Source organism: Sporichthyaceae bacterium (assembly GCA_036269075.1).
In the GTDB taxonomy this organism is placed as follows: domain Bacteria; phylum Actinomycetota; class Actinomycetes; order Sporichthyales; family Sporichthyaceae; genus DASQPJ01.
In genome coordinates, this window is the sequence record DATASX010000002.1 from 18,473 (window position 1) to 40,156 (window position 21,684).

Here is a 21,684-nt window from a genome sequence, read left to right on the forward strand (position 1 = left end):
TTCGGTACTGCTTACGTAGGTAATCCCGGCCGCCGCGGCTTAGCGTCGGCGATGTGGAGGCGGCATTGCTGCAGGCCCAGAATCTGACCATCCGTTACGGGCCGCGGCCGGCGGTCGACGGGGTCGATCTCGCCGTTGCCCGCGGCGAGGTGCTCGGTCTGCTCGGCCCGAACGGCGCCGGCAAGACCACTCTGCTGCGTCGGCTCGCCGGGATCCTGCCCGGCCGGTCCGGCACGGTGCTGCTGGACGGACGCGATCCGGCGCTCGATGCGGGCACGCGGCGACGCATCGGCTACCTGCCCGAGGACCCGCCGCTGTACGCCGACGAGACGGCGTTGAGCTACGTCAGTTACCTGGCCGGGTTGTCCGGGGTGCCGCGGCGGGAGCGTCGCGAGGCCGCGAAAGAGGCACTGGCCCGCACCCGGGCGCTGGACCTGGCGGAGCGGTTGGCAGGGCGACTGTCCCGCGGGCAGCGACAGCGGGTTGCGCTGGCCGCGGCGATCGTCCACCACCCGGACGTGCTGCTGCTCGACGAACCCTCCGAAGGCCTGGACCCGCGGCAGAAGGTCGCCTTCCGGCGCCTGATCGAGGAACTGTCCGGCGAGGCCGCGATCGTGTTCTCGTCGCACCTGCTGGCCGAGGTCGCCGCGGTCTGTCATCGGGTTGTCGTGCTCGACGCCGGACGGATCAGCCTGGATCGGCCGGTGCACGGCGACGCCCTGCGGTTGCGGGTACGGGTGGAAGGTGCAGCGCCGGAGGAGATCCGCGCGGTGCTCGAGGAGATCCCCGGCGTGCACCGGGTCGAGGACGATCGCTGCGGCGTGGACTCCGCGGACGTCGCCCCGCTGATCGCGGAAGCGGTCGCCGGCCGGGGTTGGCGATTGTGCGAGCTCGCGCCGGTGCCGGACGACCTCGAGGTGGCGTTCCTGACCGCTGTCGCCGGTGAGCAGTTGTGACGGCCCGTCAGGAACATTGGCGACCGGCTCCCGGGGCGTTGCGGGTGGCACGTCGGGAGTTCCGTTCCTACTTGAGCACGCCGTGGTGCTACGGCGTCGCGGTCACGTTCCTGCTGCTCACCGGAACCCTCTTCTACGTGGTCTCCGACGGTTCCCGCGAGGCCAGCCTGCGATTCTGGCTGCCCAACCTGGCCTTCGTGCTGTTGGTGACCGTGCCGGTGGTGACCAGCCGGCTGATCGCGGACGAATGGCGGACCCGGCACCTGGACGTGATCCTGGGTCGAGGTGTTGCGCCCAGCGGGTTGATCCTGGGCAAGTGGTTGTCCGCGGTCGGCTTCTTCGTCGTGCTCATGGTGCCGACGCTCGGCTACGTCGCGTTGCTGGCTCTCGGGGGTCGTCCGGACTACCTGCCGATCGTGTCCGGGTACGCCGGCGCTCTGTGCGTGATCGCGCTGTTCTGCGCCGTGGGCACACTGGCCAGCACGCTGACCCCGACGGCGGTGGCCGCGGGTTCGGCGTCGTTCGCGCTACTGGTCGGCGCGCAGTTGGCGGGCAACACCGGTTCGCTGCACGGACTGTCGTTCCAGCCGCACCTGGACGACTTCTACCGCGGCGCCCCGCAGCTGTCCGATCTCGTGTACTTCGCCTCGACGACAGCGGTGTGTCTGATCCTCGCGGTCTCGCGCCAGATCGGTCGTCTGCGGCTGAGCGACCGGATACGCGGGTTGGTCGGTCCGGCGATCGCGTTGGCGGTCGCGCTCGGCGTGAACCTGGTGCCGGTGCCGGTGAGCGCTCGCGTCGATCTGACCGCCGCCGGGCGTTTCACGTTGTCCAAGCCGTCCGGTGAGGTGCTCGACGCGCTGACCGTGCCGGTTCGGATCACGGTGTTCGAACCTTCCGGGTCCGCGGAGGCGCGCGACGCCCGGGTGCTGCTGGACCAGTTCACCGGGCACAGTCGGCAGATCTCCGCCCGCGTCATCGATCTGTCCAACACCCCGGGCGAGGCTGCGCGCCTTGGGGCGAAGGACAGCGGCGACGTGGTGGTCGAGGCTCGCGACACGCGGGAGACGTTCGCCCCGCTCACCGAGGAATCCGTGACCAGCGCTGTCTCCCGGCTGGCTCGCCGGTCCCGTCAGATGGTGTGCGCCTTGGCCGGCCACGGCGAGCGCGAGCTCGACGACGATGCCCCGGGCGGTTACCAGGCAGCGCGCGCGGCGATGAAGGAGAACGGCATCACCGCGATGCGGTTGGACCTGACCGTCGCCCAGTCGGTGCCCAAGGAATGCACCACGCTGCTGATGCCGGGGCCGACCGGTGGACTGGCGGACCGCGAGGTCAAGCTGATCGACAACTATCTCGCCGCGAACGGGCGAATGATGATCTTCGACGACCCGGGCGGTCCGGACCTCTCGGCAATCACGAACAGCTACGGGCTGCGGTTGCTCCCTGGTGTGGTCGTCGATCCGAGCCGCGGCGTTGCCGGGGACCCGACGACGTTGTTGGTCAACAGCTTCCCGACGGTTTCAGCGGTGGCGCAGCGGGTGTCCGGCGTGGAGATGGTCGGCGCCGGTGGCATCACCACAGCTGCCACCGAACGCGACGGGTTGACCGTGGCCAAGCTGGCCGAGTCGAGCCCGAAGTCTTGGCTGCAACCGGACCGGACCCGGTTGGTCTTCGACCCGACCCGCGGCGACCGTGGTGGACCCGTGGTGCTGGCGGCGACTGCCGACCAGTCGCAGGTGCGCGATGCGGGGGAGACCCGGGTGTCGGGCAACGGGCCGAGCATTGCTCGCACCCGGCTGGTGGTCGTGGCCGACGCGGACTGGGCGTGCAACGCCTTGCTCGGGGAGCAGGACAACCGGCGCATGTTCATCAATGCGCTGAACTGGTTGGCCGGCCAGGAGGACCTGGTCGTGGTCGGCGGCGACCGGCCGGACCTGCGCCGCCTGCAGCTCACCGAGAGCCGGCGCCACCTGCTCGGTGCGGTGTCGATGGGCGGGATTCCCGGTGCCGCGGCTCTGGCCGGGATGACCTGCTGGGTGCGCCGCCGCCGGCGGTGAACCGCAGCGTGGCAGCCTTGCAATCGGGGCGGTAGTGAATCACTATTTCCTATGCCGATTCGCATGTCCGACCTCGCCGCGGATCTCGCCGCTGAGTCGGCCGACATCGATGCACTGGTGGATCCGCTTCCCGAACCGGACTGGGAAATCCCGACACCGGCCGCGGGTTGGTTGATCCGCGATCAGATCTCGCATCTGGCGTACTTCGACGGGACGACTGTGCAGTCGATCGTCGATCCAGAAGGTTTCCAGGTGCACATGCGGGAGATGTTGGTCTGGGGTTTCGAATTCCCCGACCGAGTCGCGCTCGAGCACCGCGCTGTCCCGGCCGCCGAACTTCGGGCGTGGTGGCGGCGGGCCCGCCAGAACCTGATCGACTGCGCGAAGGACCGCGACCCCGGCGAACGCGTGCCCTGGTACGGACCCTCGATGAGCCTGGCGTCCTCGATCACCGCACGGATCATGGAGACCTGGGCGCACGGCCAGGACATCGCCGACGCGCTCGGTGTCAACCGGAGGCCGACGGAACGGCTCCGGCACATCGCGCACCTCGGGATCGGGGCCCGAGCCTTCAGCTACCAGGCAAACAAGCTGGAGACTCCGGACGCACCGATCCGCGTCGAGTTGCTCGCGCCGGACGGGACCCAGTGGACGTGGGGGCCGGCCGAGGCCGCCGACCGGGTGGCGGGCGACGCGTTGGACTTCTGCCTGCTGGTGACGCAACGCCGACACCGCGACGAGGTCGCCCTGAGGATCGTCGGCGACGCCGCCTCGTCGTGGATGCGGATCGCGCAGGCCTTCGCCGGGGCGGCGGGACCGGGCCGCCCGGCGCCGGTCAGTGATCGACGGTGAAGTGGTCCACGTGCTCCTGCCGCAACTTGTACTTCAGGACCTTGCCGCCGACCGTCTCGGGGAGTGCGTCGACGAAGATCACGCCCTTCGGCGACTCGTAGCCGGCCAGTCGTTCCCGGCAGTGCTCGATGAGTTCGGACTCGGTGGGCGTCGACGAGGGCCGGGGCACGACCACGGCGGTCACGGCCTCCCCCCAACGCTCGTGCGGCAGGCCGATCACCGCGGCGCGAGCGACACCGGCGTGCTGATGCAGCACCGCCTCGACGCGGATGCTGGAGACGTTCTCACCGCCGGATTTCACGATGTCCTTCCAGCGGTCGACCATGATGCGCAGACCGTCCTCGTCGACGGTGCAGACGTCGCCGGAGTGGAACCAGCCACCGCGGAACGCCTCCCGGGTCGCGGCTTCGTCGAGGTAGTAACCCGCGGTCACGGTCGGGCTGCGGTACACCGCCTCCCCATGGACTCCCGGCCGGTCGCGGACCGACTTGCCGTCCTCGTCGAGGACGTCCGAGGCCAGCACCGGACTCGGGACACCCACGTAGTTCAGCGCCGGAGCGGTGCGCTCGTAGAGTTCCGGCCATTTCAGGGGCCAGAATCGGTGGCAGGCAATGGCCTCGGTCTGGCCGAATATTCCCATCATCACCAGGTCGTCACCGGCGTGGTGGCGCAGTCGCTCGTAGGTCCGGGGCGGGATCGCGCCCCAGCCGTAGACCAGAACCTGCAGGGTGCGCACCGCCCGAGGGGACTGGTCCAGTTCGTCCACGATGCCCTGGACCAACTGCGGTGATCCGGCCCACAACGCCGTTATCGCCTCGCTCTCCAGCGCGTCGGCGATGTCGGCGGCGACGGGCTTCCGTCCGATGACGAGGGTCCCGCCGGACAGGAACGCCGAGATCGTGAAGCACTGATCGCCGACGTGGTAGATGATCGGCAGAAAGGCACCGATGCGCAGGTCGCACTCGAGCCGGACCCCCCGGCCGAGGGAGAGCGCGAAATTGAATGCCGCGAAATGACTGGCGTTGTGGGAGAGCATCACGCCTTTCGGCATCGACGTCGTCCCCGAGGTGTACAGCAATTGCCAGATGTCGTCGCCGTGGATGACGACGGTCGGTTCCTCCTTGCCGGCGGCGTCGACCAACTCGGAGAACGACGGGGCGTCAGGCCGGCTACGAAGTTCGGTGTCGTCGCCGCCGATCCGAATGGTCGCCAGCACCGGCACACCGGTGGCCGCGAGCACCGGCTGCGCCCGGGGCCAGAGCACGCCGTCGACGATCGCGACCGACGGCTGCGCCTGGCCGATCAGGTAGGCCAGTACATCGACGGCCAGCGAAGGGTTCACCGGCATCGCGACCATGCCTGCCTTGGCGATGCCGACCTTGGCGAGCAGTGCCTCGACCGAGTTCTCGCAGTACAGCAGCACCCGAGCCCCGGGTTCGAGCCCGCGGGCGAGCAGAGCATTCGCGACCCGGTTCGCGGTCTCGTCGGCCTGTCGGTAGCTGACCCGCCGGTACCGTTCGTCGGCGAACGAACCGGGGTGGCCGATCAGCGCCGTCTTGTCGGGGTAGCTCCAGGTGAGCCGTTCGAAGACGTCTCCGACCGACGTCCGTTCCCACCGGTGCACCGCCCGCCGACCGCGCAGCGAGGTCACGTCCAGTTCAGGGAAGCTGTCGGCCATGTCCGCCTCCTCGGTTCAACCAGCGACATTCGGGTCCGGTGGCCACGGCGCCACCCCGTCGGCGGCCGGCACGCCGAGACAGGAATGAGCCGCGGTCTCGAGCAGTTCGGCTAAGCGCGCCGCAGGCAATCCACTGTTGTGGAACAGGATCGACTGGATGGCGCCGATCGCCGCGTGAACGATGAGGCGGACCTCGGCATCGGCGAGGTCGGGCCGCAGCGGGGCGAGGACCGAGACCCATTCCTCGATGTAGCGCCGCTGCATGCGCCGCAGCTTGCGCAGGTCGTCCGCGTCGAGGTTGTGCATCTCGCCGTGGTAGACGCTCATCAGGGGCCGGTCGGCGATCGTCACCCGGACGTGGGTTGCGACCAGTGCCGTCAAGGCTTCGCGGTCGCCGGTGCAGGTGGCCGCGATTCCCACCGCGGACGCCTCCAGGTTGTCCATGACCTTGCCGAGCAACGCCGCCAGAATCGCCGACTTGCTCGGGAAGTGCCGGTAGATGCCGGAGCCGACGATGCCCGCGGCCGCGCCGATGTCGGCCATTCCGACGGCGGTGTAACCGCGGCCCGCGATCAACTCGGCGGAGGCCTCGAGGATGCGGTCCTTCCGCTCGGGGTCGCGTCGCCGAGGGCCTTGCGGGCGGTTGTTCGCCGTCTCCCGCGCTGCCGTGGTGCTGATCCTGGGCAAGGACGTCGACTCCGTTCCCCGTCGACAGCGGTGGCGGTGGGCCATGTCTTGCGGCCCGACGGTTAGGGAATCATCATGCACTAGAGCCAGGAATGGCCGCCGGCATCTCCGAAGAGAAATCACGGAGCACCGCATTGGAAACCGACGAGGTAGTCACCTATCGCGTGCTACGCGGGGTCGCCTGGCTGACCATCAACCGGGAACCGGCGCGCAACGCGCTGAACAAGGCGGTGCGCGACGGGCTGTGGGCCGGTGTCGCTAAATTCAACGAGGACGCCGCGGCGCAAGTTCTCGTGCTGACCGGCGCGGGGGAGAAGGCGTTCTGCGCCGGCGGTGATCTCAAGGAGATGGCCGATCTCGCGCTCACCGTGCCGCCGGTTGATTTCGTGCCCCAGTTCGGCCGCAACATCGAGGTCGCCAAGCCGACGATCGCCGCCGTGAACGGCATCGCCTACGGAGGTGGTTTCCTGCTGGCACAGGCCTGCGACCTGGTCGTTGCCGCCGACACGGCGCGCTTCGCGGTCTCGGAGGCGAAGGTGGGCCGCGGGTCGCCGTGGGCGGCGCCGCTGCCCTGGTTGATCCCGCCACGGATCGCGATGGAGATCCTGTTGACCGGCGACCCGATCTCCGCGAGCCGGGCGTACGAGGTGGGCCTGGTCAACCGGGTCGTGCCTGCGGACGACCTGGTCCCGGCCACGCAGGAGCTGGCGGAGCGGATCGCGGCGAACGCGCCGCTGTCGGTGGCTGCCGCGAAGGCCACGGTTCGGTTGTGCGCGGAACTGTCCATGCGCGAGGCCTACGCGCAGGCCGAACGCCTCTGGGAACCGGTCTACCGCAGCGCCGACGCGCAGGAGGGTCCGGCGGCCTTTCGGGACGGCCGGCGCCCGCAGTGGACCGGCCGATAAGCCTTTCCAGGAAAGGGAAAAGCCGTTCGAGTGGCGCGTGAATCGCCGCTTACTCGACTCTTGCGCCTGCCGGCCGGCCGGCGGGATAATGGCCCGGCAGCCCGGACTCAGTGTCGCAGCCGATCTTGCCAGCGTGGAGGTCAGATGTCCGCAGCGAATCCCTCCGATTCAGCGCCCGACCTGGACGCCGTCGTCGTCGGCGCGGGTTTCTCCGGCCTCTACATGCTCCACCGGCTGCGGAACGAGATGGGCTTGTCGGTCCGGGTCCTCGAGGCCGGCGACGGGATCGGTGGAACCTGGTACTGGAACCGCTACCCGGGCGCGCGCTGCGACAGTGAGAGCTTCATCTACGGCTACATGTTCGACGAGAAGCTGTGGCAGGAGTGGGAGTGGAGCGAGCGCTACCCGGAACAACCGGAGATCCTCACCTACCTCAACCACGTCGCCGAGCGCTTCGATCTCTACCGCGACATCCAGTTCGACGCTCGGGTTGCATCTGCAACTTTCGACGAGAGCAGCGCGACCTGGGCGGTGCGGACGCAGGACGGCGCGACCCTCACGGCGCGATTCCTGATCACTGGCGTGGGCTGCCTCTCGGCCTGGAACACCCCTGACTTCCCCGGCCTGGGCGATTTCCAGGGGCGGACGTTCCACACCGGGTTGTGGCCGCACGAGCCGGTGGACTTCACCGGCGAGCGGGTTGCCGTCATCGGCACCGGCGCCAGCGCTGTTCAGTCCATCCCGCGGATTGCCGAGCAGGCCGCAGATCTGACGGTGTTTCAGCGGACGCCGAACTACATCGTGCCGGCCAATCACGGCCCGGTGCCGGAGCAGGTGACCGCTGATCGGCGGCAGAACTTCGAGCAGATCCGCGAACACACCCGCAACTCCGCCTTCGGTATGCCGTACGACTTCCAGACGAAGCCCTTGGCTGAGCACTCCGACGAGGAACTCGACGCGGTATTGCAGGGCCGCTGGGACATCGGTGGCCTGAGCTTCATGGTGGCGGGCTTCCACGAGCCCATCTTCGACATCGAATCGAACCTGCGGATCGGGCGGTGGTTGGACCAGAAGATCAAGGAGAAGGTCAAGGACCCCGCGACCGCGGACCTGCTGACCCCGAAGAAACTGACCTACGCGGTCAAGCGCATCCCGCTGGACTCGGGCTACTTCGAGACCTTCAACTCCCCGCACGTCCACCTGGTCGGTATCAAGGACAACCCCATCGCCGCCATCACGGCGACCGGTGTGCGCCTCGCGGACGGCAGCGAGTACGAGTTCGACGCGATCGTGTTGGCCACCGGATTCGACGCCACCACCGGCACGCTGAACCGCATCGACATCCGCGGTCGCGGCGGGCAACTGTTGCGGGAAAAGTGGACGGACGGCCCGCGCACCTACCTGGGCATGTCGAGCGCGCAGTTCCCGAACTTCTTCATGATGACCGGCCCGCAGAGTCCCGGTGTGCTGTCCAACATGCCCACCTCCATCGAGCAGCACGTGCAATTCATCTCGCGGATCATCGCCGAGGCGCTTGAGCGCGGTGTGACGACGGTGGAGCCCACCACGGTCGCCGAGGACGGCTGGGTGGCGCACAACGAGGAGGTCGCCGGGGCGACCCTGTTCCCCCAGGCGGACACCACGTACACCGGCGCGAACATCCCCGGCAAGGCGCGAGCGTTTCTCCCGAACCTGGACACGGTGGCCGGCTACCGGGCGCTGTGCGACCAGGCGATCGCGGATGACTTCCAAGGATTCGTGTTCGCGGGGTCCTGACGCCTGCCCGCTCCGGCCGGTACCTCGGTTCGAGGTCTTACCGTCCGATGAACGGATGCTGCAGGTCGCTGTGTTCTGTGGCGGGGTGTCGTAATTTCGCCCCGTGCGGATTCTTCTGACCGGTGGTGTCGGGTTCATCGGGTCCCACGTCGCCGAGTCCTTGCTCGAGGCCGGCCACGAGGTGCGGGTGCTGGATTGCCTGCTGCCGGCGGCGCATCGCGGTAAACCCGACGTGCCGCCCGGCGTGGAGTTCCGGCATGCCGATCTGCGCGACCCGCAAGCGGTGGGCGACGCGGTTGTCGGGGTCGACGCGGTCTGTCATCAGGCGGCGATGGTCGGGCTCGGTGTCGGGCTCGAGGATGCTCCGGACTACGTCGAGGCCAACGTGTTGGGCACCGCGGTCCTGCTGCGGGCAATGGCGGCCGCCCGGGTACGGCGATTGGTGCTGGCCAGTTCGATGGTTGTCTACGGCGAGGGTCGCTACCGTTGCGTGACCCACGGGTCGGTCGCAGCGGGGCCACGTCGACCGGTCGACCTCGACGCCGGCTGCTTCGACCCGCCCTGCCCGGCGTGCGGGTCGCCGCTGGAACCCGAACTGGTTTCCGAGGACGCCGCGCCGGATCCGCGCAACGTCTACGCCGTCACGAAGCTCGCCCAGGAGCACCTGGCCGCGGCCGCGGCGCGGGTGACCGAAGCGCGGGTGGCCGCCCTGCGGTACCACAACGTCTACGGTCCGCGCATGCCCCGCGACACCCCCTACGCCGGGGTGGCGAGCATCTTCCGCTCCGCATTGGCCGCCGGTCGCGCCCCGCAGGTGTTCGAGGACGGCGGCCAGCGTCGTGACTTCGTGCACGTGCGCGACGTCGCCTCGGCGAACCTGGCGGCGTTGGCCGCCACTGCCGAGGACGGGCCGATCCCGGCCGGCGCCGTGCGGGCCTACAACGTCGGCAGCGGGGTGCCGCGAACGGTGGGGGAGTTGGCGCAGGCGTTGTCGGTGGCTTGCGCCGGGCCGCGTCCGGTGGTCACCGGCGCCTGGCGGGCCGGGGACGTGCGCCACGTGACAGCCTCCTCGCAACGCCTGCGCGAGGAGTTGGGCTGGCAGCCGACGGCGGATTTCGCGGCGGGCATGGCGGAGTTCGCCGCTGCCCCGCAACGGGACTGACGTCGCGTCAGATCCGCGGAGTGTTCGGCCTCAGGCCAGGGTCGGCAGGGTCACCTCGAACCGGCAGCCACCGCCGGTGTTGGCGACGGTGATCTGTCCGGCGTGGGCCTCGACGATGCCGCGCACGATCGCCAGCCCGAGACCGGCGCCGCCGTCCGGGCCCGGGGTGCGGGCGTTGGTGCCGCGCCAGGCGACGTCGAACACCCGGGGCAGATCCTCCTCGGCGATGCCGCCACAGCAGTCGGTGACCGCAATGGTCGCTACTTCACCGGTGGTGGTCAGGCGGATGTCGACGAATCCCTCGGAGGGGGTGTGCCGGATCGCGTTCACGACGAGGTTGCTCATCAGCCGCGACAGTTCCCGGCCGTCGGCTCGGACGGACACCACCTGGTCGCTCGCGTGCCCGCGCAACGCGACGCCGCGTTCCCGGGCCAGGGCATCGGCACCGGCGAGGGTGTCGCTGACGAGATCGGACAGGCAGATGCGCTCCAAGGACAGGCGCAACGCGCCGGCGTTGATGACGGACAACTCGAACAGGTCGTCGACCATGCCGGCCAGGCGTTCGACCTCGGTGCGGATCTGCTTGTTGTAGCGAGCCGGATCCTCGGCTATGCCGTCCTCCATCGCCTCGGCCATCGCCCGGATCCCGGCCAGCGGGGTGCGCAGGTCGTGGGAGACCCAGGCGACCAGTTCCCGCCGGGAGGCCTCCAACGCGGCCTCGCGGGCCCGCGACTCGGCCAGCCGGACGCGCGCGGCCTCCAGCTCGCGGGAGACCTCGGCCAGTTCCGCGCTCGCTGGTAGACCGATTCGGACTGTGTGGGTGACAGAGCCCTCGGCACCCAGCGCCCGTGCCTCGGCGGACAGGACCCGACTCCCGGCGACGAGCATCCGGGCCAGCCCGGCCGACACCACCGCCATCAGCACACCGACCACGACGCTGACCAGGATCACGACCGTGAAGTCATGGTGGGACAGGAACATCGCGTCCGCGGTGCCGACGGTCGCGGCGATGACGGCAGCCACGGTGGTCAGACAGAGCACAAGCAACGAGGTGCCGATCGAGCGATTGCGCAGGGCCCGCAGGGCGGCGGCCCCGAGCGCCGCGGTGGCACCGGCCCAGCCCGCCGCGATCAGCACGATCTGCATCTGATCACTCATGAGCAGCTCGCGTTCATCGTTCGGTAGGTTGTTCGGCGGGCAGGTCGAATCGGTACCCGACGCCCCAGACGGTGACCAGCAGGCGCGGGTCCTTCGGGTCGGCCTCCACCTTCTCGCGCAACCGACGCACGTGCACGGTCACGGTGGACTGGTCGCCGAAGTCCCAGCCCCACACCTGCCGCATCAACTCCTCCCTGGTGAATGCCTCACCGGGATGGGCGAGCAGGAAGGCCAGCAGGTCGAACTCCCGCGTGGTCAGCGCGAGTTCGGCGCCCTCGCGGGTCGCTCGGTGGGCCGTCGGATCCAGCACCAGCGACCCGGCCCGCAACACCTCCGCGGCGGCTCCCGCCGCAGCCGTGCCCCCGCGGCGCAGCACGGACCGGACCCGCAGCGCGAGTTCGCGTGGGCTGAACGGCTTGGTCACGTAGTCGTCGGCGCCGATCTCCAGACCGATGACCCGGTCGCTCTCCGAGCCCAGGGCGGTCAACATGATCACGGCGACCGGCGCGACCTGTCGAAGCCGCTTGCACACCTCGAGCCCGTCCAGGCCGGGCAGCATCAGGTCCAGCACGACCAGATCGGGCCAGGCGCGGGTCGCGGCCTCCAGGGCAGCCGGGCCGTCGCCGACGTGCTCGACCTCGTGGCCGTCGCGGCGCAGGTAGGTCAGCACGACCTCGGCGACGGTGGGGTCATCCTCGACCACCAGCACACGGGCGTTCACCACCCCAGGATAAGAACACATGGTCCGTCCCGAGCGCCGCCGGGCGGGTGTTCCGCGGACCGTAACACTTCGTACGCCGGCGCCGCTCGTCTGCGGACCGTAAGACTTTTCGCGGCCCCGGCGGGCCGATTCGGCCCTACGTTCGCGCCCATGGAGATCGTGGACGTGGTGCTGCCCTGCCTGGACGAGGCGGCGGCGTTGCCTTGGGTGTTGGGCCGAATGCCGGGGTGGGCCCGGCCGATCGTGGTCGACAACGGGTCGTCGGACGGCTCGGCGCGGATCGCGGCAGATCTCGGCGCGACGGTGGTCGTCGAACCGCAGCGGGGGTTCGGCGCGGCCTGTCACGCCGGGCTGATGGCGGCCACGGCGTCGGTGGTGTGTTTCTGCGACGCCGACGCCTCGCTGGATCCACGGCAGTTCGACCTGGTTGTCGGCCCGGTGCTGGGCGGCGAGGCCGACCTGGTGCTGGGCCGGCGTATCCCGGCTCCGGGAGCCTGGCCCGTGCACGCCCGGTTGGCCAATCGCGCGCTGGCCGGGCACCTGTCCCGCCGCACCGGGGTGCAGCTGCGCGACCTCGGCCCGATGCGCGCCGCTCGGCGGGAAGGCCTGCTGGACCTGAATCTGACGGACCGTCGGTTCGGCTATCCGTTGGACATGGTGGTCAGCGCGATCGAGGCCGGGTGGCGGGTGGTCGAGCGGGACGTCGACTACCGGCCACGCACCGGACGTTCGAAGGTCACCGGCACGGTGCGCGGCACGCTGCGCGCGGTGCACGACATGCGATCGGTACTTTCCAGGTGAGGGACGCGCCGACGACGATCCTGGTGCTGGCCAAGGAACCGCTGCCCGGTCGGGTGAAGACCCGACTGTGCTCACGATTCAGCGCGGTCGAGGCGGCCCAGTTGGCGGCGGCTGCGCTGCGGGACACGCTGGACGCGGTGCTGCGGGCACCGGCTCGGCGTCGGGTCCTGATGCTCGACGGCCGGCCGGGGGACTGGGTGCCCACCGGGATCGAGGTGCTGCCGCAGTGCTCGGGCGGTCTCGACGAGCGCATCGCGGACGCGTTGGCCCGCGCGAGCGGACCGACGTTGCTGATCGGCATGGACACCCCGCAGGTGACGCCACGTCAGTTGAGCGTGCGGTGGACCGACCACGATGCGTGGTTCGGGCCGAGCGACGACGGCGGCTTCTGGGCGCTCGGGATGCGCGACCCGCACCCGGACCTGGTGCTGGGCGTGCCGATGTCGACCAGTTTCACCGGGGCCGTGCAACTGGGTCGACTGCGCGACGCCGGCCTGGGCGTGGGGCTGCTGCCCCAACTGTGCGACGTCGACACACCGGCCTGCGCGGCCCGGGTGGCCGCACTCGCACCGCACACCCACTTCGCCCGCACGCACGCCGGGATGATCGGCCGGGCCCGCGATGTCGGTTGAGGTCGACTGGGATCCCGCGGTGTTGCGGCTCTACGAACGCGCCCTCTGGGACCGGGCCACACTGCGGGCCTGCGACGGTGCCGGTGCCGATCTCGATTTCGACGTCCGGCGCTGGCTTCGCCCGGCCGACCGGGCCGACCTGACGATGCTCGCCCGGTGCACCGGTCCGACGCTCGACATCGGTTGCGGTCCCGGCCGACTGGTGGCCGCTCTGGCCCGAAGGGGCGTGCCGGCGTTGGGGGTCGACGTCGCTGCCGCGGCGATCGCGTTGACCCGCTCGGCAGGCGGACTGGCGCTGCGGCGCTCGGTCTTCGACCGGGTGCCGGGGGCAGGTCGGTGGCAGGCGGCCCTGCTGGCCGACGGGAACGTCGGCATCGGCGGTGATGTCGGCGGACTGCTCGCCCGCATCCGGGAGCTGCTGGCTCCCGGGGCAGTGGTGGTCGTAGAGGTGGAGGCAGACGGGATCAGTCGTCGCACGCGGGTCCAGGTCACCGGCGCGGCCGGCCGGGAGACGGCGGCGTTCGCCTGGGCCCGGGTAGGTTGGTCCGCGCTGGTCGCCGAGGCCGTGGCGATCGGCTTCGTCGCCGTCGAGCAATGGTCCTGCGACGGACGTCATTTCGCTTCACTGCAACGAATCTGACGGAGCGCATGATGGCACTCAAGTTCGACGCCGGCCCTCGTCGGCGGACCGCCCGGATCAGGTCGGTCATGGCCTGGGTCGACGGACATCCCCCGCCCGGACCCTTCCGGCCCGGTTTCTGGCGCAGCCCGATCCGCGGCCCCTGGCTGACCTCGGTGCTGGGCGCCCTCCTGCTGGTCGGCATCCCGCTCATGTTTCTCACCGGCCTGCTGGACTTCCTGGCCTACAACCCGTGGCTGCCCGGCAACGGCGGGCGCGAGGGCTCGCACGTCCTGACGTTCGTGCCGTTCCATTGGCCGACCCGACCGGCCTGGCTGTTCCGGGTCACCCAAGGCTTGCACGTGACCCTGGGTGTGGTCCTGGTTCCGGTGCTGGTCGCCAAGCTGTGGTCGGTGATCCCGAAGCTGTTCGAATGGCCGTCCGTGCGCAGCCCCGCGCACGCTGCCGAACGGGCCTCGCTGTTCGTGCTGGTCGGCGGAGCCGTGTTCACGTTCGTCACCGGATTGCTCAATGTCCAGTACTGGTACCGCTTCCCGGGATCCTTCTACCGCCTGCACTATTACGGCGCGTGGGTGTTCATGGTCGGGTTCACTGTCCACGCCTGCCTGAAGGTGCCGAAGATGCGTGCGGCCTTGCGGGCCCGAAAGCTGCGCGACGAACTGCGCGTGGACCTGAAGCACACCACTGTCGAGCCGTACGAGGAGTACGGCCTGGTGAGCCGGGCTCCGGCCGCGCCGACCGTGTCGCGCCGCGGCGCGCTGGGCCTGGTCGCGGCCGGGTCGGCCTCGCTGCTCGTTCTGACGGTGGGTCAGTCGATCGGTGGCCCGCTGCGACGGGTCGCGCTGCTGGCCCCGCGCGGCGGTTACGACTCCGGCGACGGACCGAACGACTTCGTCGTCAACATCTTCGCGGCCGACGTCGGGGTGCGTCCGGCCGGTGAGGAATGGCGGCTCGAGGTGCACGGCGCGGCCGCGCCGATCTCGCTGCGCCGGGCGGACCTGCTGGCGATGCCCCAGTACGTGGCGCACCTGCCGATCGCCTGTGTGGAGGGTTGGTCGGTCCCGGCCCAACGCTGGGAAGGGGTGCGACTGCGGGACCTCGCGCGGCTGGCCGGGGTACCGCACGCGCGGTCGGTGTTCGTCGAGTCGTTGCAGGCTGACGGGGGCGAATTCGCTCGAGGCCGCCTGGCGGACAACCAGATCGCCGACCGCGGCAGCCTGTTGGCGCTGCGGGTGAACGGCGCGGATCTGTCGCTGGATCACGGGTGGCCGGCGCGGATCATCGTCCCGGACAACCCGGGGGTCCGCAACACCAAGTGGGTCCGTCGCCTGACCTTCGAGGCCTGATGTCCCGGGCCCTCGAACTCCTCGCTCGCGCCCGCCGGTCCTACGGTGCGCATCCGGTCCATGCGCTGCTGATCGGCTGCGGCTTCCTGCTCTGCGCGCTCGCGCTGCGTCCGTTGCTCGCCGAGCGGCCGGTGCCGGTGGGGGAATGGTTCGTGTCCGGCGCGGTGCTGCACGATGCGGTGCTGCTGCCGCTCTACGTCGCCGCCGATGGCGCGCTGGTCGCGGTTTGGCGACGCCGCCCCGGCCAGGTGGCGTGGCTGAACTTCGTGCGGGTCCCGGCCGCGGTCTCGCTGCTGCTGCTGCTGGTCTGGTTCCCACTCATCGGCGGGCGGGCCGCCTCCTTCCGGCGCGCCACCGGCCGGGGCACGCAGGCCTACCTGCCGCACTGGTTGTTCGTCGTCGCCGTGCTGTTCGGCCTGTCGTTGCTGGGTTACCTGATCCGCCTCGCGGTGTCCCGGCGGCGGCCCCGACCGCGATGAAGGTCGCCCGGCGCACCGCCGCGGTGCTCATCTGCCTGACCCTGAGCCTGGGGATCGAGGCCCGCGCACTGCGCCTCGGCGCGCCGTGGGACCGTCACGCCGGGCGGGTGCTGGCCGCCTACGCGTTGGCCGGCGTGGTGTTCGTCGTGGCGGTGCTTGCCCTCCGGAAGATCCCGGCCCGCCGGGCGAGCGTGCTGATCCTGACCGGCGCGGCCGCTTTCCAGGCCCTCGCGGTCTGCTTCGTGCCCACCACGACCGACGACTACTACCGCTACGTCTGGGACGGCACCGTGCAGGCGCACGGGATCGACCCGTACCGGTACACACCGCTGGACCCGGCACTGCGCGACCTGCGCGACCCGTGGTTGTTCCCGACGGGGCCGGTCGCGCAGCAAGTGGTCGGCGCTTCGCCGGCGCGGGGCTACGTCGACGCGTGCACCTATCTGGGCGTACCGCACGACTGCACGCTGATCAACCGGCCGACGGTGCACACCATCTACCCGCCGGTGGCCGAGGCCGCGTTCCTGGGCCTGCACCTGGTTTCCCCGCAGCATGAGCGTCGCCAGGCCGCGCAGGTGTTCAGCGCATTGCTGGCCTGGGCCACCGCCCTGGTCCTGATCCGCACCCTGCGCCGGTCGGGTCGGCCGGTTTGGCCCGCGGCCTGGTGGGCCTGGTGCCCGATGGTTTGGCTCGAGTGCGGCAACAACGCGCACATCGACGTCCTGGGAATCCTGTTGCTGGTAGGGACTTTCGGCGTCCTGTCCGGTCGGCGGGCGGAAGGCGCCGGTCGTCTTGCGGTGGCGGGCGCGCTGTTCGGCGCAGCGGTCGCGGTGAAACTGATCCCGGTGCTCGTCGCGCCCGCGTTGGCCACCCGCAGGCGCGCGGTGCTGTTGGCCACCGCCGCCGCGGTGTTCCTGGCCGGTTATCTGCCGCACGTGGTCGCGGTCGGTACCGACGTGATCGGCTACCTGCCCGGATACCTGCACGAGGAGGGATATTCCGGCGAGCAGCGCTTCGGTGCGCTTCGGTTGCTGGTACCGGGTCGGGTGGCAGCGCCGGTCGGGGCCGTCGTGCTGGCGGCGGTGGCCGTCGCGGTTCTGCGCCGGGCCGACCGGAACCCACCGGCGCTCGGGGCCGTGGCGTTGGTCGGGATCACGTTCGTGATTGTCGGCCCGAGCCAACCCTGGTACGCGCTGCTGCTGGTGGGGTTGGCTGTACTGGCCGAACGGCCCGAGTGGCTGGCAGTGGCGGCGGCCGCCTACCCCGTCTACTTCTCCGGCGCGCTCCGGGTGTCGAACACCGCGATGCAGCAGTGCGCTTACCTACTGGCAGCCGCCGTCGTCGTGCTGGTTCAGCTGACCCGTCGTCAGAAACCTAGCTACGGCATCGGCGAGCGCCCGCGGACAGTGATGCGATGTGGTCGATGACGGTCTCCAGGGCGATCTCCAGAGGCTCGGTGGCCCGTTCGACCTGAGCGAGGAGCAGGCCGCCCTGCAATGCGGCCAGCACTGCGACTGCCAATCGGTCCGGGTCGGCGCCACCGGGCAGTTCGCCGCGATCCTGCATGCGGCGCAAGCCGCCCGCGATCCCGGCGGCCCAGCGCGCGAAGGCCACCCGTAGGCCGGCTCGGGCCGCCTCGTCGGATTCGGCCAGTTCGCCGGCCAGCGTCGCCAGCGGGCAGCCGCCCGCACAGTTGCGGGACCGTTGCAGTTCGATGATCAGGTCACCCCACTGCCGCAGGGCCTCCAAGGTGTCCAGCGCCGCGAACAGCGGTTCCTGCCCACCGACCACCGCCTCGGTCTGGTGGACGATCACCGCGGCGACCAGGGCCCGCTTGTCGCCGAAGTAGTGGTAGAGCTGCGAGGCGCTCACGCCGGCGGCGGTCTGCACGTCGTCGATGGTGGTTGCCATCACCCCGCCGCTGACCATCAGCCCCGCCGCGGCGGCAACGATGCGTTCGCGGGTGGCCTGACCCTTCGCGGTCAGCCGTGGCACCCGGGGCCCCTCCATGGCCCGAGAGTAGCGGGACTCAGCACCTTTTGGAGTTGACACTCCAGAATCGAGACGTAGAGTGGAGCAATCACTCCACTTTCTTCCCTCTCTCGGAGGTTCGTGTCATGAGTTCTCCCTCGACGATTGCCGCCCGTGTGGCTGGTTTCCACGAGCAAGTGGCCGCGCAGCTGCCGGCCGAGGCTCTCGCGGTGTTCGCGCAGGAGCGCGCGGAGCAGGCAGCCCGAAGTGGCGATGCTTCCGCCTGGGTGGGGCGGCCGATTCCCGACGGCGACCTGTTGGACGAGCACGGCAAGCCGACGAGCCTGGCGGAGGCCCGGGCCGATCGGGCAGCCGTAGTGGTCTACTACCGCGGCGCCTGGTGCCCGTACTGCAACCTCACCCTGCGCGCCTACCAGGAGTCCTTGGCGCCGCAGTTGGACGCCGCCGGGGTGGCCCTGATCGCGATCAGTCCGCAGCGGCCCGAAGAGGTGGCCGGGGCGAAGGAGGGCAACGAGTTGTCGTTCACGGTGCTGTCCGATCCCGGCAACCAGACCGCCGGGGCGCTCGGCCTGCTCACCGAGACCGGTGCGGCCGCACGGTCCGCGCAGGCCGATCTGGGCGTGGACGTGGCTGCCTCGAACGCTGACGGGACACAGGCGATCCCCATGCCGACCGTGGTCGTCCTCGACAGCTCCGGAACGATCCGCTGGATCGACGTCCATCCGGACTTCACGACCCGGACCGAGGCTGCCGACATCCTCGAGCAGGTCGGCCTCCTGCCGGGCTGAGTACGCGAACTGACAGCACGTCACTTCGCTGATCCATCGCGCGTCGGGAAGGATGTCGCCGATCGGAGGGAGCGCCTGCGGTCGGGAGGGGCGTCGTGAGCCGGTCGCAGGTGGCGCACCTGGTGCTCGGCGTGCTCGTCCTGGTGTGCCTGACCGGCCTGGTCCTGCGCATCGGTCGGGTGCCGGCCGGTCGGGGTCCGGTCGTCGCCGTGGTCCGGGCGGCCGTGCAGTTGAGCGTGGTCGGAGTGCTGCTGCGCGGGGCGATCACCCGGCCTGCCGCGGTTGGCCTCGTCCTGCTGGTGATGCTGACCGTGGCGATCCGCACCGCGGCGCGCCGGATGCCGGACACCGACGGCGCCTGGCCCGCGGTGGCCGCGGCTTGCGTGGCCGGCGTAGGAACCAGCCTGCTGGTGGTGTTCGGCCTCGGGGTGCTGCCGCTGGACTCGCGGTACGTGGTGGCCGCCGGCGGGATCGTCGTCGGCGCCTCGATGACCGGCACGACGCTGGCCGGGCGCCGGTTGCACGACGGCCTGATCGCCCGCCGCGAGGAGGTGGAGGCCTGGCTGGCCCTGGGCGCGACGATGCGGTACGCGGTGGCCGACATCGCCCGCGAGGCTGCCGCCGAGGCCCTGGTGCCCGCGCTGGACCAGACCCGCACCACCGGCCTGGTCACCCTGCCGGGCGCCTTCATCGGTGCGCTGCTCGGTGGCGCGAGCCCGGTCCAGGCGGCCCGCTTCCAACTCGTGGTGCTGACCGCCGTGCTGACCACGCAGGCGATCGCCGCGGTCGTGCTGGTCCGGTTGCTCGGAGCACCGGCCGTGCTGCCGGAGCGCGCAAGCAATAGCGCCCGCTGAGACAGTGGCGCGGTTCCGGTTCCCGGCGTAGCTTCGCACCCGGCGAATACTTTTGGACTTGACCTTCTCGGAAGCCGGCCTGATCCGCTTGATCGGAGTTCCGTATGGGTTCTCGTGGCGCAGCTGCCGTCGTCTGCGCGTTGGCGTTGGTCGTCCCGGCGTTCGGAGCTGCTTCCTCGGCCGGTTCGCCGGGTGTGCGCAGCACTGTTCCGCGTGCCCAGTGCGGGCCGGGTTCGGCTCCGGAAACCGGGTTGCAGGGCCAGGTCCCGTTGGCGGATCGACGCAGCGGACGCTCGCGGCAGGGCTACTCCTGCAACCTGGAGTTGCTCGGGCAGTACCAGGGCGAGGGTACGACCTGGGTGAACCCGCAGTACGGCCACTGTGCCTACAACGCGACCTCGGTCTTCGGCCTCGGCCGCAAGAAGTCCGAAGGCGTGCAGGTGATCGACGCCACCGACCCGCGGCACCCGAAACTGACGGCGAACCTGACCAGCCCGGCGATGCTCACCGACACCTGGGAGACGCTGAAGGTCAACGAGGCCCGTGGCCTGCTGGCCGGGGTCTCGGTGGGGCCCGCGCTCGGCACATTGGCCTTCGACGTCTACGACATCAAGAGCGACTGCGCGCACCCGAGGTTGTTGAACTCCTTCGCCGGGACCGATCAGACGATGCCGGCCACGACGGTCAACCATGAAGGACAGTGGTCGCCGGACGGGCGGACCTACTGGTCGTCCTCACTCGGCGGTGGTGGCCTCACCGCGATCGACGTCGCCGATCCCACGCATCCGCGGATCGCCGGGATCGGAGCGATCGGTTTCGCCGACCACGGTTTCGAGCTCAGCCCGGACGGCAACCGGATGTACCTGACCACCGCGTTCCCCGCCGGGGTGGTCGTGCTCGACGTCAGCGACGTGCAGGCCCGCAAGCCGATGCCGGTGTTCCGTGAGCTGGGCCGGGTCACCTGGGGCGGACCTGAGTCGGTCGCTCAGCACACGATCCCGGTCACCTGGAACGGCAAGCCCTATCTGATCGCGGTCGACGAGTTCGCCGGCGAGGACGTCCACATCATCGACATCAGCGACGAGACCCGGCCCACGATCGTCCGACAGTTGCAGCTGGAGGTCAGCAGGCCGGAGAACGCCGCGAGCGTGGCGCCCGACGTCGCGCACAACGGCCTCTTCGGCTACGACGCGCACTACTGCGGCGTGGACCGCAAGGCCGACCCGACGGCGCTCGCGTGCGGGTTCTTCCAGTCCGGTGTGCGGGTTTTCGACGTGCGCGATCCGATGAACCCCAAGGAGATCGCGTACTTCAACCCGCCGGCTCAGGTCGGACGCAACGAGCAACTGCTCGGCTCGGAGCACGCCGCCCACGCGATCACCTACTCGGGAAACCTGTCCGGCATCCGGGACACCGGCCCGGGGGTGATGGCCGGCTGGGACCAGCCCGCCGACCTGACCGCCGACTGGTGCAGCTCACCCCCGCGGTTCGTCGGGGTCGACCAACTCTGGGCCAGCTGCCAGGACAACGGTTTCCTGGCACTGCGGTTCACCAACCAGGCCTACCGGAGGCCGTGATGCGGACTCGGACGCGCCAGGCGGTCGCCGGGTTGACGGTCGCGGGTGTCCTCGGGCTGGGCGTGGCGCTCGGCGCCTCGCTGCAGGGCGACGGCCGCGCGGCCGCGTCCGTGGCGGCTCCCGGGCCGGTGGACATCGGCTTCAGCCAGGACATGATCGTCCACCATGAGCAGGCCGTGCTGATGGCCCAACTGGTCCGCGGCCGGACCGCCGACCCGAGGGTGGCCGCACTGGCCGCCGGGATCGAGGACGACCAACTGCTCGAGATCGGCACGATGCGCGGTTGGTTGGCCCTGTGGGGTGCGCCGACGCTTCCGGCCGGTGCGCCGATGACCTGGATGACGGGGTCGACCCGGCGCATGACCACCATGCCGGGGATGGCCACCGCCGCGGAGCTCGACAGCTTGCGCACCGCTCACGGCACCGCGCTGGACCTGACGTTCCTGCAACTGATGCTGCGTCACCACAACGGCGGCCTGCCGATGTTGACCGACGCAGGCACTCGGGCGGGCCTGCCCGTGGTCCGTGGCCTCGCGCAGCGCATGGCGTTCACGCAGCGGGAGGAGACCCGGACCATCCTCGGGCTGCTCAACTCCGTCCGCCCTCGGTCCTGACTGATC

At 70.3% G+C, this 21,684-nt stretch carries 21 protein-coding genes; 16 read left to right on the top strand and 5 right to left on the bottom strand.

Annotation, left to right across the window (positions count from 1 at the left end):
• Positions 1-53 precede the first annotated feature (53 nt).
• The 3 genes from VHU88_00090 to VHU88_00100 all read left to right on the top strand — a co-directional run bounded on the left by VHU88_00090 (position 54) and on the right by VHU88_00100 (position 3,868).
• Positions 54-956 carry an ABC transporter ATP-binding protein gene (locus VHU88_00090; GenBank protein ID HEX3610059.1) on the top strand — a complete coding sequence of 301 codons (903 nt, stop codon included), beginning with the start codon at positions 54-56 and terminating at the stop codon, positions 954-956.
• A gap of 71 nt (positions 957-1,027) precedes the next feature.
• On the top strand, positions 1,028-3,016 hold the full coding sequence (locus VHU88_00095) for a DUF4350 domain-containing protein (GenBank protein HEX3610060.1): 1,989 nt from the start codon (positions 1,028-1,030) through the stop codon (positions 3,014-3,016).
• A gap of 63 nt (positions 3,017-3,079) precedes the next feature.
• Positions 3,080-3,868: a TIGR03084 family metal-binding protein gene (locus VHU88_00100; protein ID HEX3610061.1), complete on the top strand. Its 789-nt coding sequence runs from the start codon at positions 3,080-3,082 to the stop codon at positions 3,866-3,868.
• Here the strand turns inward: VHU88_00100 and VHU88_00105 are convergent.
• Positions 3,852-5,546 (bottom strand): AMP-binding protein, encoded by a 1,695-nt coding sequence (locus tag VHU88_00105; GenBank protein ID HEX3610062.1) that lies wholly within the window; start codon positions 5,544-5,546, stop codon positions 3,852-3,854. The two genes, VHU88_00100 and VHU88_00105, sit on opposite strands and share 17 nt — an antisense overlap.
• Positions 5,547-5,561: 15 nt before the next feature.
• Positions 5,562-6,233: a TetR/AcrR family transcriptional regulator gene (locus tag VHU88_00110; GenBank protein HEX3610063.1), complete on the bottom strand. Its 672-nt coding sequence runs from the start codon at positions 6,231-6,233 to the stop codon at positions 5,562-5,564.
• Positions 6,234-6,367: 134 nt separating this feature from the next.
• On the opposite strand from VHU88_00110, the gene VHU88_00115 reads away from it, so the two are divergent.
• From VHU88_00115 to VHU88_00125, 3 genes are all read left to right on the top strand, one after another.
• On the top strand, positions 6,368-7,138 hold the full coding sequence (locus tag VHU88_00115) for an enoyl-CoA hydratase-related protein (GenBank protein ID HEX3610064.1): 771 nt from the start codon (positions 6,368-6,370) through the stop codon (positions 7,136-7,138).
• 144 nt (positions 7,139-7,282) lie between these two features.
• Positions 7,283-8,914 carry an NAD(P)/FAD-dependent oxidoreductase gene (locus tag VHU88_00120; protein ID HEX3610065.1) on the top strand — a complete coding sequence of 544 codons (1,632 nt, stop codon included), beginning with the start codon at positions 7,283-7,285 and terminating at the stop codon, positions 8,912-8,914.
• A gap of 103 nt (positions 8,915-9,017) precedes the next feature.
• On the top strand, positions 9,018-10,076 hold the full coding sequence (locus VHU88_00125) for an NAD-dependent epimerase/dehydratase family protein (protein ID HEX3610066.1): 1,059 nt from the start codon (positions 9,018-9,020) through the stop codon (positions 10,074-10,076).
• 30 nt (positions 10,077-10,106) lie between these two features.
• Here VHU88_00125 and VHU88_00130 read toward each other — a convergent pair whose 3' ends face one another.
• Both VHU88_00130 and VHU88_00135 read right to left on the bottom strand, forming a co-directional pair.
• Positions 10,107-11,234: a HAMP domain-containing sensor histidine kinase gene (locus VHU88_00130; protein HEX3610067.1), complete on the bottom strand. Its 1,128-nt coding sequence runs from the start codon at positions 11,232-11,234 to the stop codon at positions 10,107-10,109.
• Between the two features lie 13 nt (positions 11,235-11,247).
• Entirely contained in the window at positions 11,248-11,976 is a 729-nt protein-coding gene (locus VHU88_00135; protein ID HEX3610068.1) for a response regulator transcription factor, read from the bottom strand.
• Between the two features lie 129 nt (positions 11,977-12,105).
• Here VHU88_00135 and VHU88_00140 point away from each other — a divergent pair, with 129 nt between their 5' ends.
• The 6 genes from VHU88_00140 to VHU88_00165 are packed head-to-tail and all read left to right on the top strand — an operon-like array spanning position 12,106 to position 17,280.
• Positions 12,106-12,756, top strand: a complete 651-nt coding sequence (locus VHU88_00140) for a glycosyltransferase family 2 protein (protein ID HEX3610069.1) — start codon at positions 12,106-12,108, stop codon at positions 12,754-12,756.
• Entirely contained in the window at positions 12,753-13,388 is a 636-nt protein-coding gene (locus tag VHU88_00145) for a DUF2064 domain-containing protein (GenBank protein HEX3610070.1), read from the top strand. The genes VHU88_00140 and VHU88_00145 overlap by 4 nt, the downstream gene beginning before the upstream one ends.
• Positions 13,378-14,028: a class I SAM-dependent methyltransferase gene (locus VHU88_00150; GenBank protein HEX3610071.1), complete on the top strand. Its 651-nt coding sequence runs from the start codon at positions 13,378-13,380 to the stop codon at positions 14,026-14,028. Before VHU88_00145 ends, VHU88_00150 begins: the two co-directional genes overlap by 11 nt.
• Before the next feature lie 11 nt (positions 14,029-14,039).
• Positions 14,040-15,374, top strand: a complete 1,335-nt coding sequence (locus VHU88_00155) for a molybdopterin-dependent oxidoreductase (GenBank protein ID HEX3610072.1) — start codon at positions 14,040-14,042, stop codon at positions 15,372-15,374.
• A complete protein-coding gene (locus tag VHU88_00160) occupies positions 15,374-15,853 on the top strand; it encodes a hypothetical protein (GenBank protein HEX3610073.1) in 480 nt (159 codons plus the stop codon). The genes VHU88_00155 and VHU88_00160 overlap by 1 nt, the downstream gene beginning before the upstream one ends.
• A complete protein-coding gene (locus VHU88_00165) occupies positions 15,850-17,280 on the top strand; it encodes a glycosyltransferase family 87 protein (protein ID HEX3610074.1) in 1,431 nt (476 codons plus the stop codon). Before VHU88_00160 ends, VHU88_00165 begins: the two co-directional genes overlap by 4 nt.
• On the opposite strand, the gene VHU88_00170 is transcribed toward VHU88_00165, so the two are convergent.
• Positions 17,228-17,863 (bottom strand): TetR/AcrR family transcriptional regulator, encoded by a 636-nt coding sequence (locus VHU88_00170; protein HEX3610075.1) that lies wholly within the window; start codon positions 17,861-17,863, stop codon positions 17,228-17,230. The two genes, VHU88_00165 and VHU88_00170, sit on opposite strands and share 53 nt — an antisense overlap.
• A gap of 107 nt (positions 17,864-17,970) precedes the next feature.
• Here VHU88_00170 and VHU88_00175 point away from each other — a divergent pair, with 107 nt between their 5' ends.
• The 4 genes from VHU88_00175 (at position 17,971) to VHU88_00190 (ending at position 21,678) form a co-directional block, all read left to right on the top strand.
• Positions 17,971-18,633: a peroxiredoxin-like family protein gene (locus VHU88_00175; GenBank protein HEX3610076.1), complete on the top strand. Its 663-nt coding sequence runs from the start codon at positions 17,971-17,973 to the stop codon at positions 18,631-18,633.
• Positions 18,634-18,728: 95 nt separating this feature from the next.
• The gene (locus tag VHU88_00180) at positions 18,729-19,487 is read left to right on the top strand and encodes an ABC transporter permease (protein ID HEX3610077.1); all 759 of its coding nucleotides are present in this window, start codon (positions 18,729-18,731) and stop codon (positions 19,485-19,487) included.
• Positions 19,488-19,591: 104 nt separating this feature from the next.
• Positions 19,592-21,064, top strand: a complete 1,473-nt coding sequence (locus VHU88_00185) for a hypothetical protein (protein HEX3610078.1) — start codon at positions 19,592-19,594, stop codon at positions 21,062-21,064.
• Positions 21,064-21,678, top strand: a complete 615-nt coding sequence (locus VHU88_00190; GenBank protein ID HEX3610079.1) for a DUF305 domain-containing protein — start codon at positions 21,064-21,066, stop codon at positions 21,676-21,678. Before VHU88_00185 ends, VHU88_00190 begins: the two co-directional genes overlap by 1 nt.
• Positions 21,679-21,684: the final 6 nt, after the last annotated feature.

Excerpts from the sequence above, each read along its gene's own strand:
- VHU88_00120 (HEX3610065.1), top strand. The coding sequence starts at position 7,283 with ATGTCCGCAGCGAATCCCTCCGATTCAGCGCCCGACCTGGACGCCGTC.
- VHU88_00135 (HEX3610068.1), bottom strand. The coding sequence starts at position 11,976 with ATGTGTTCTTATCCTGGGGTGGTGAACGCCCGTGTGCTGGTGGTCGAG.
- VHU88_00160 (HEX3610073.1), top strand. The coding sequence starts at position 15,374 with ATGTCCCGGGCCCTCGAACTCCTCGCTCGCGCCCGCCGGTCCTACGGT.
- VHU88_00105 (HEX3610062.1), bottom strand. The coding sequence starts at position 5,546 with ATGGCCGACAGCTTCCCTGAACTGGACGTGACCTCGCTGCGCGGTCGG.
- VHU88_00185 (HEX3610078.1), top strand. The coding sequence starts at position 19,592 with ATGGGTTCTCGTGGCGCAGCTGCCGTCGTCTGCGCGTTGGCGTTGGTC.
- VHU88_00190 (HEX3610079.1), top strand. The coding sequence starts at position 21,064 with ATGCGGACTCGGACGCGCCAGGCGGTCGCCGGGTTGACGGTCGCGGGT.
- VHU88_00165 (HEX3610074.1), top strand. The coding sequence starts at position 15,850 with ATGAAGGTCGCCCGGCGCACCGCCGCGGTGCTCATCTGCCTGACCCTG.
- VHU88_00170 (HEX3610075.1), bottom strand. The coding sequence starts at position 17,863 with ATGGAGGGGCCCCGGGTGCCACGGCTGACCGCGAAGGGTCAGGCCACC.
- VHU88_00150 (HEX3610071.1), top strand. The coding sequence starts at position 13,378 with ATGTCGGTTGAGGTCGACTGGGATCCCGCGGTGTTGCGGCTCTACGAA.
- VHU88_00130 (HEX3610067.1), bottom strand. The coding sequence starts at position 11,234 with ATGAGTGATCAGATGCAGATCGTGCTGATCGCGGCGGGCTGGGCCGGT.
- VHU88_00100 (HEX3610061.1), top strand. The coding sequence starts at position 3,080 with ATGTCCGACCTCGCCGCGGATCTCGCCGCTGAGTCGGCCGACATCGAT.
- VHU88_00155 (HEX3610072.1), top strand. The coding sequence starts at position 14,040 with ATGGCACTCAAGTTCGACGCCGGCCCTCGTCGGCGGACCGCCCGGATC.
- VHU88_00175 (HEX3610076.1), top strand. The coding sequence starts at position 17,971 with ATGAGTTCTCCCTCGACGATTGCCGCCCGTGTGGCTGGTTTCCACGAG.
- VHU88_00140 (HEX3610069.1), top strand. The coding sequence starts at position 12,106 with ATGGAGATCGTGGACGTGGTGCTGCCCTGCCTGGACGAGGCGGCGGCG.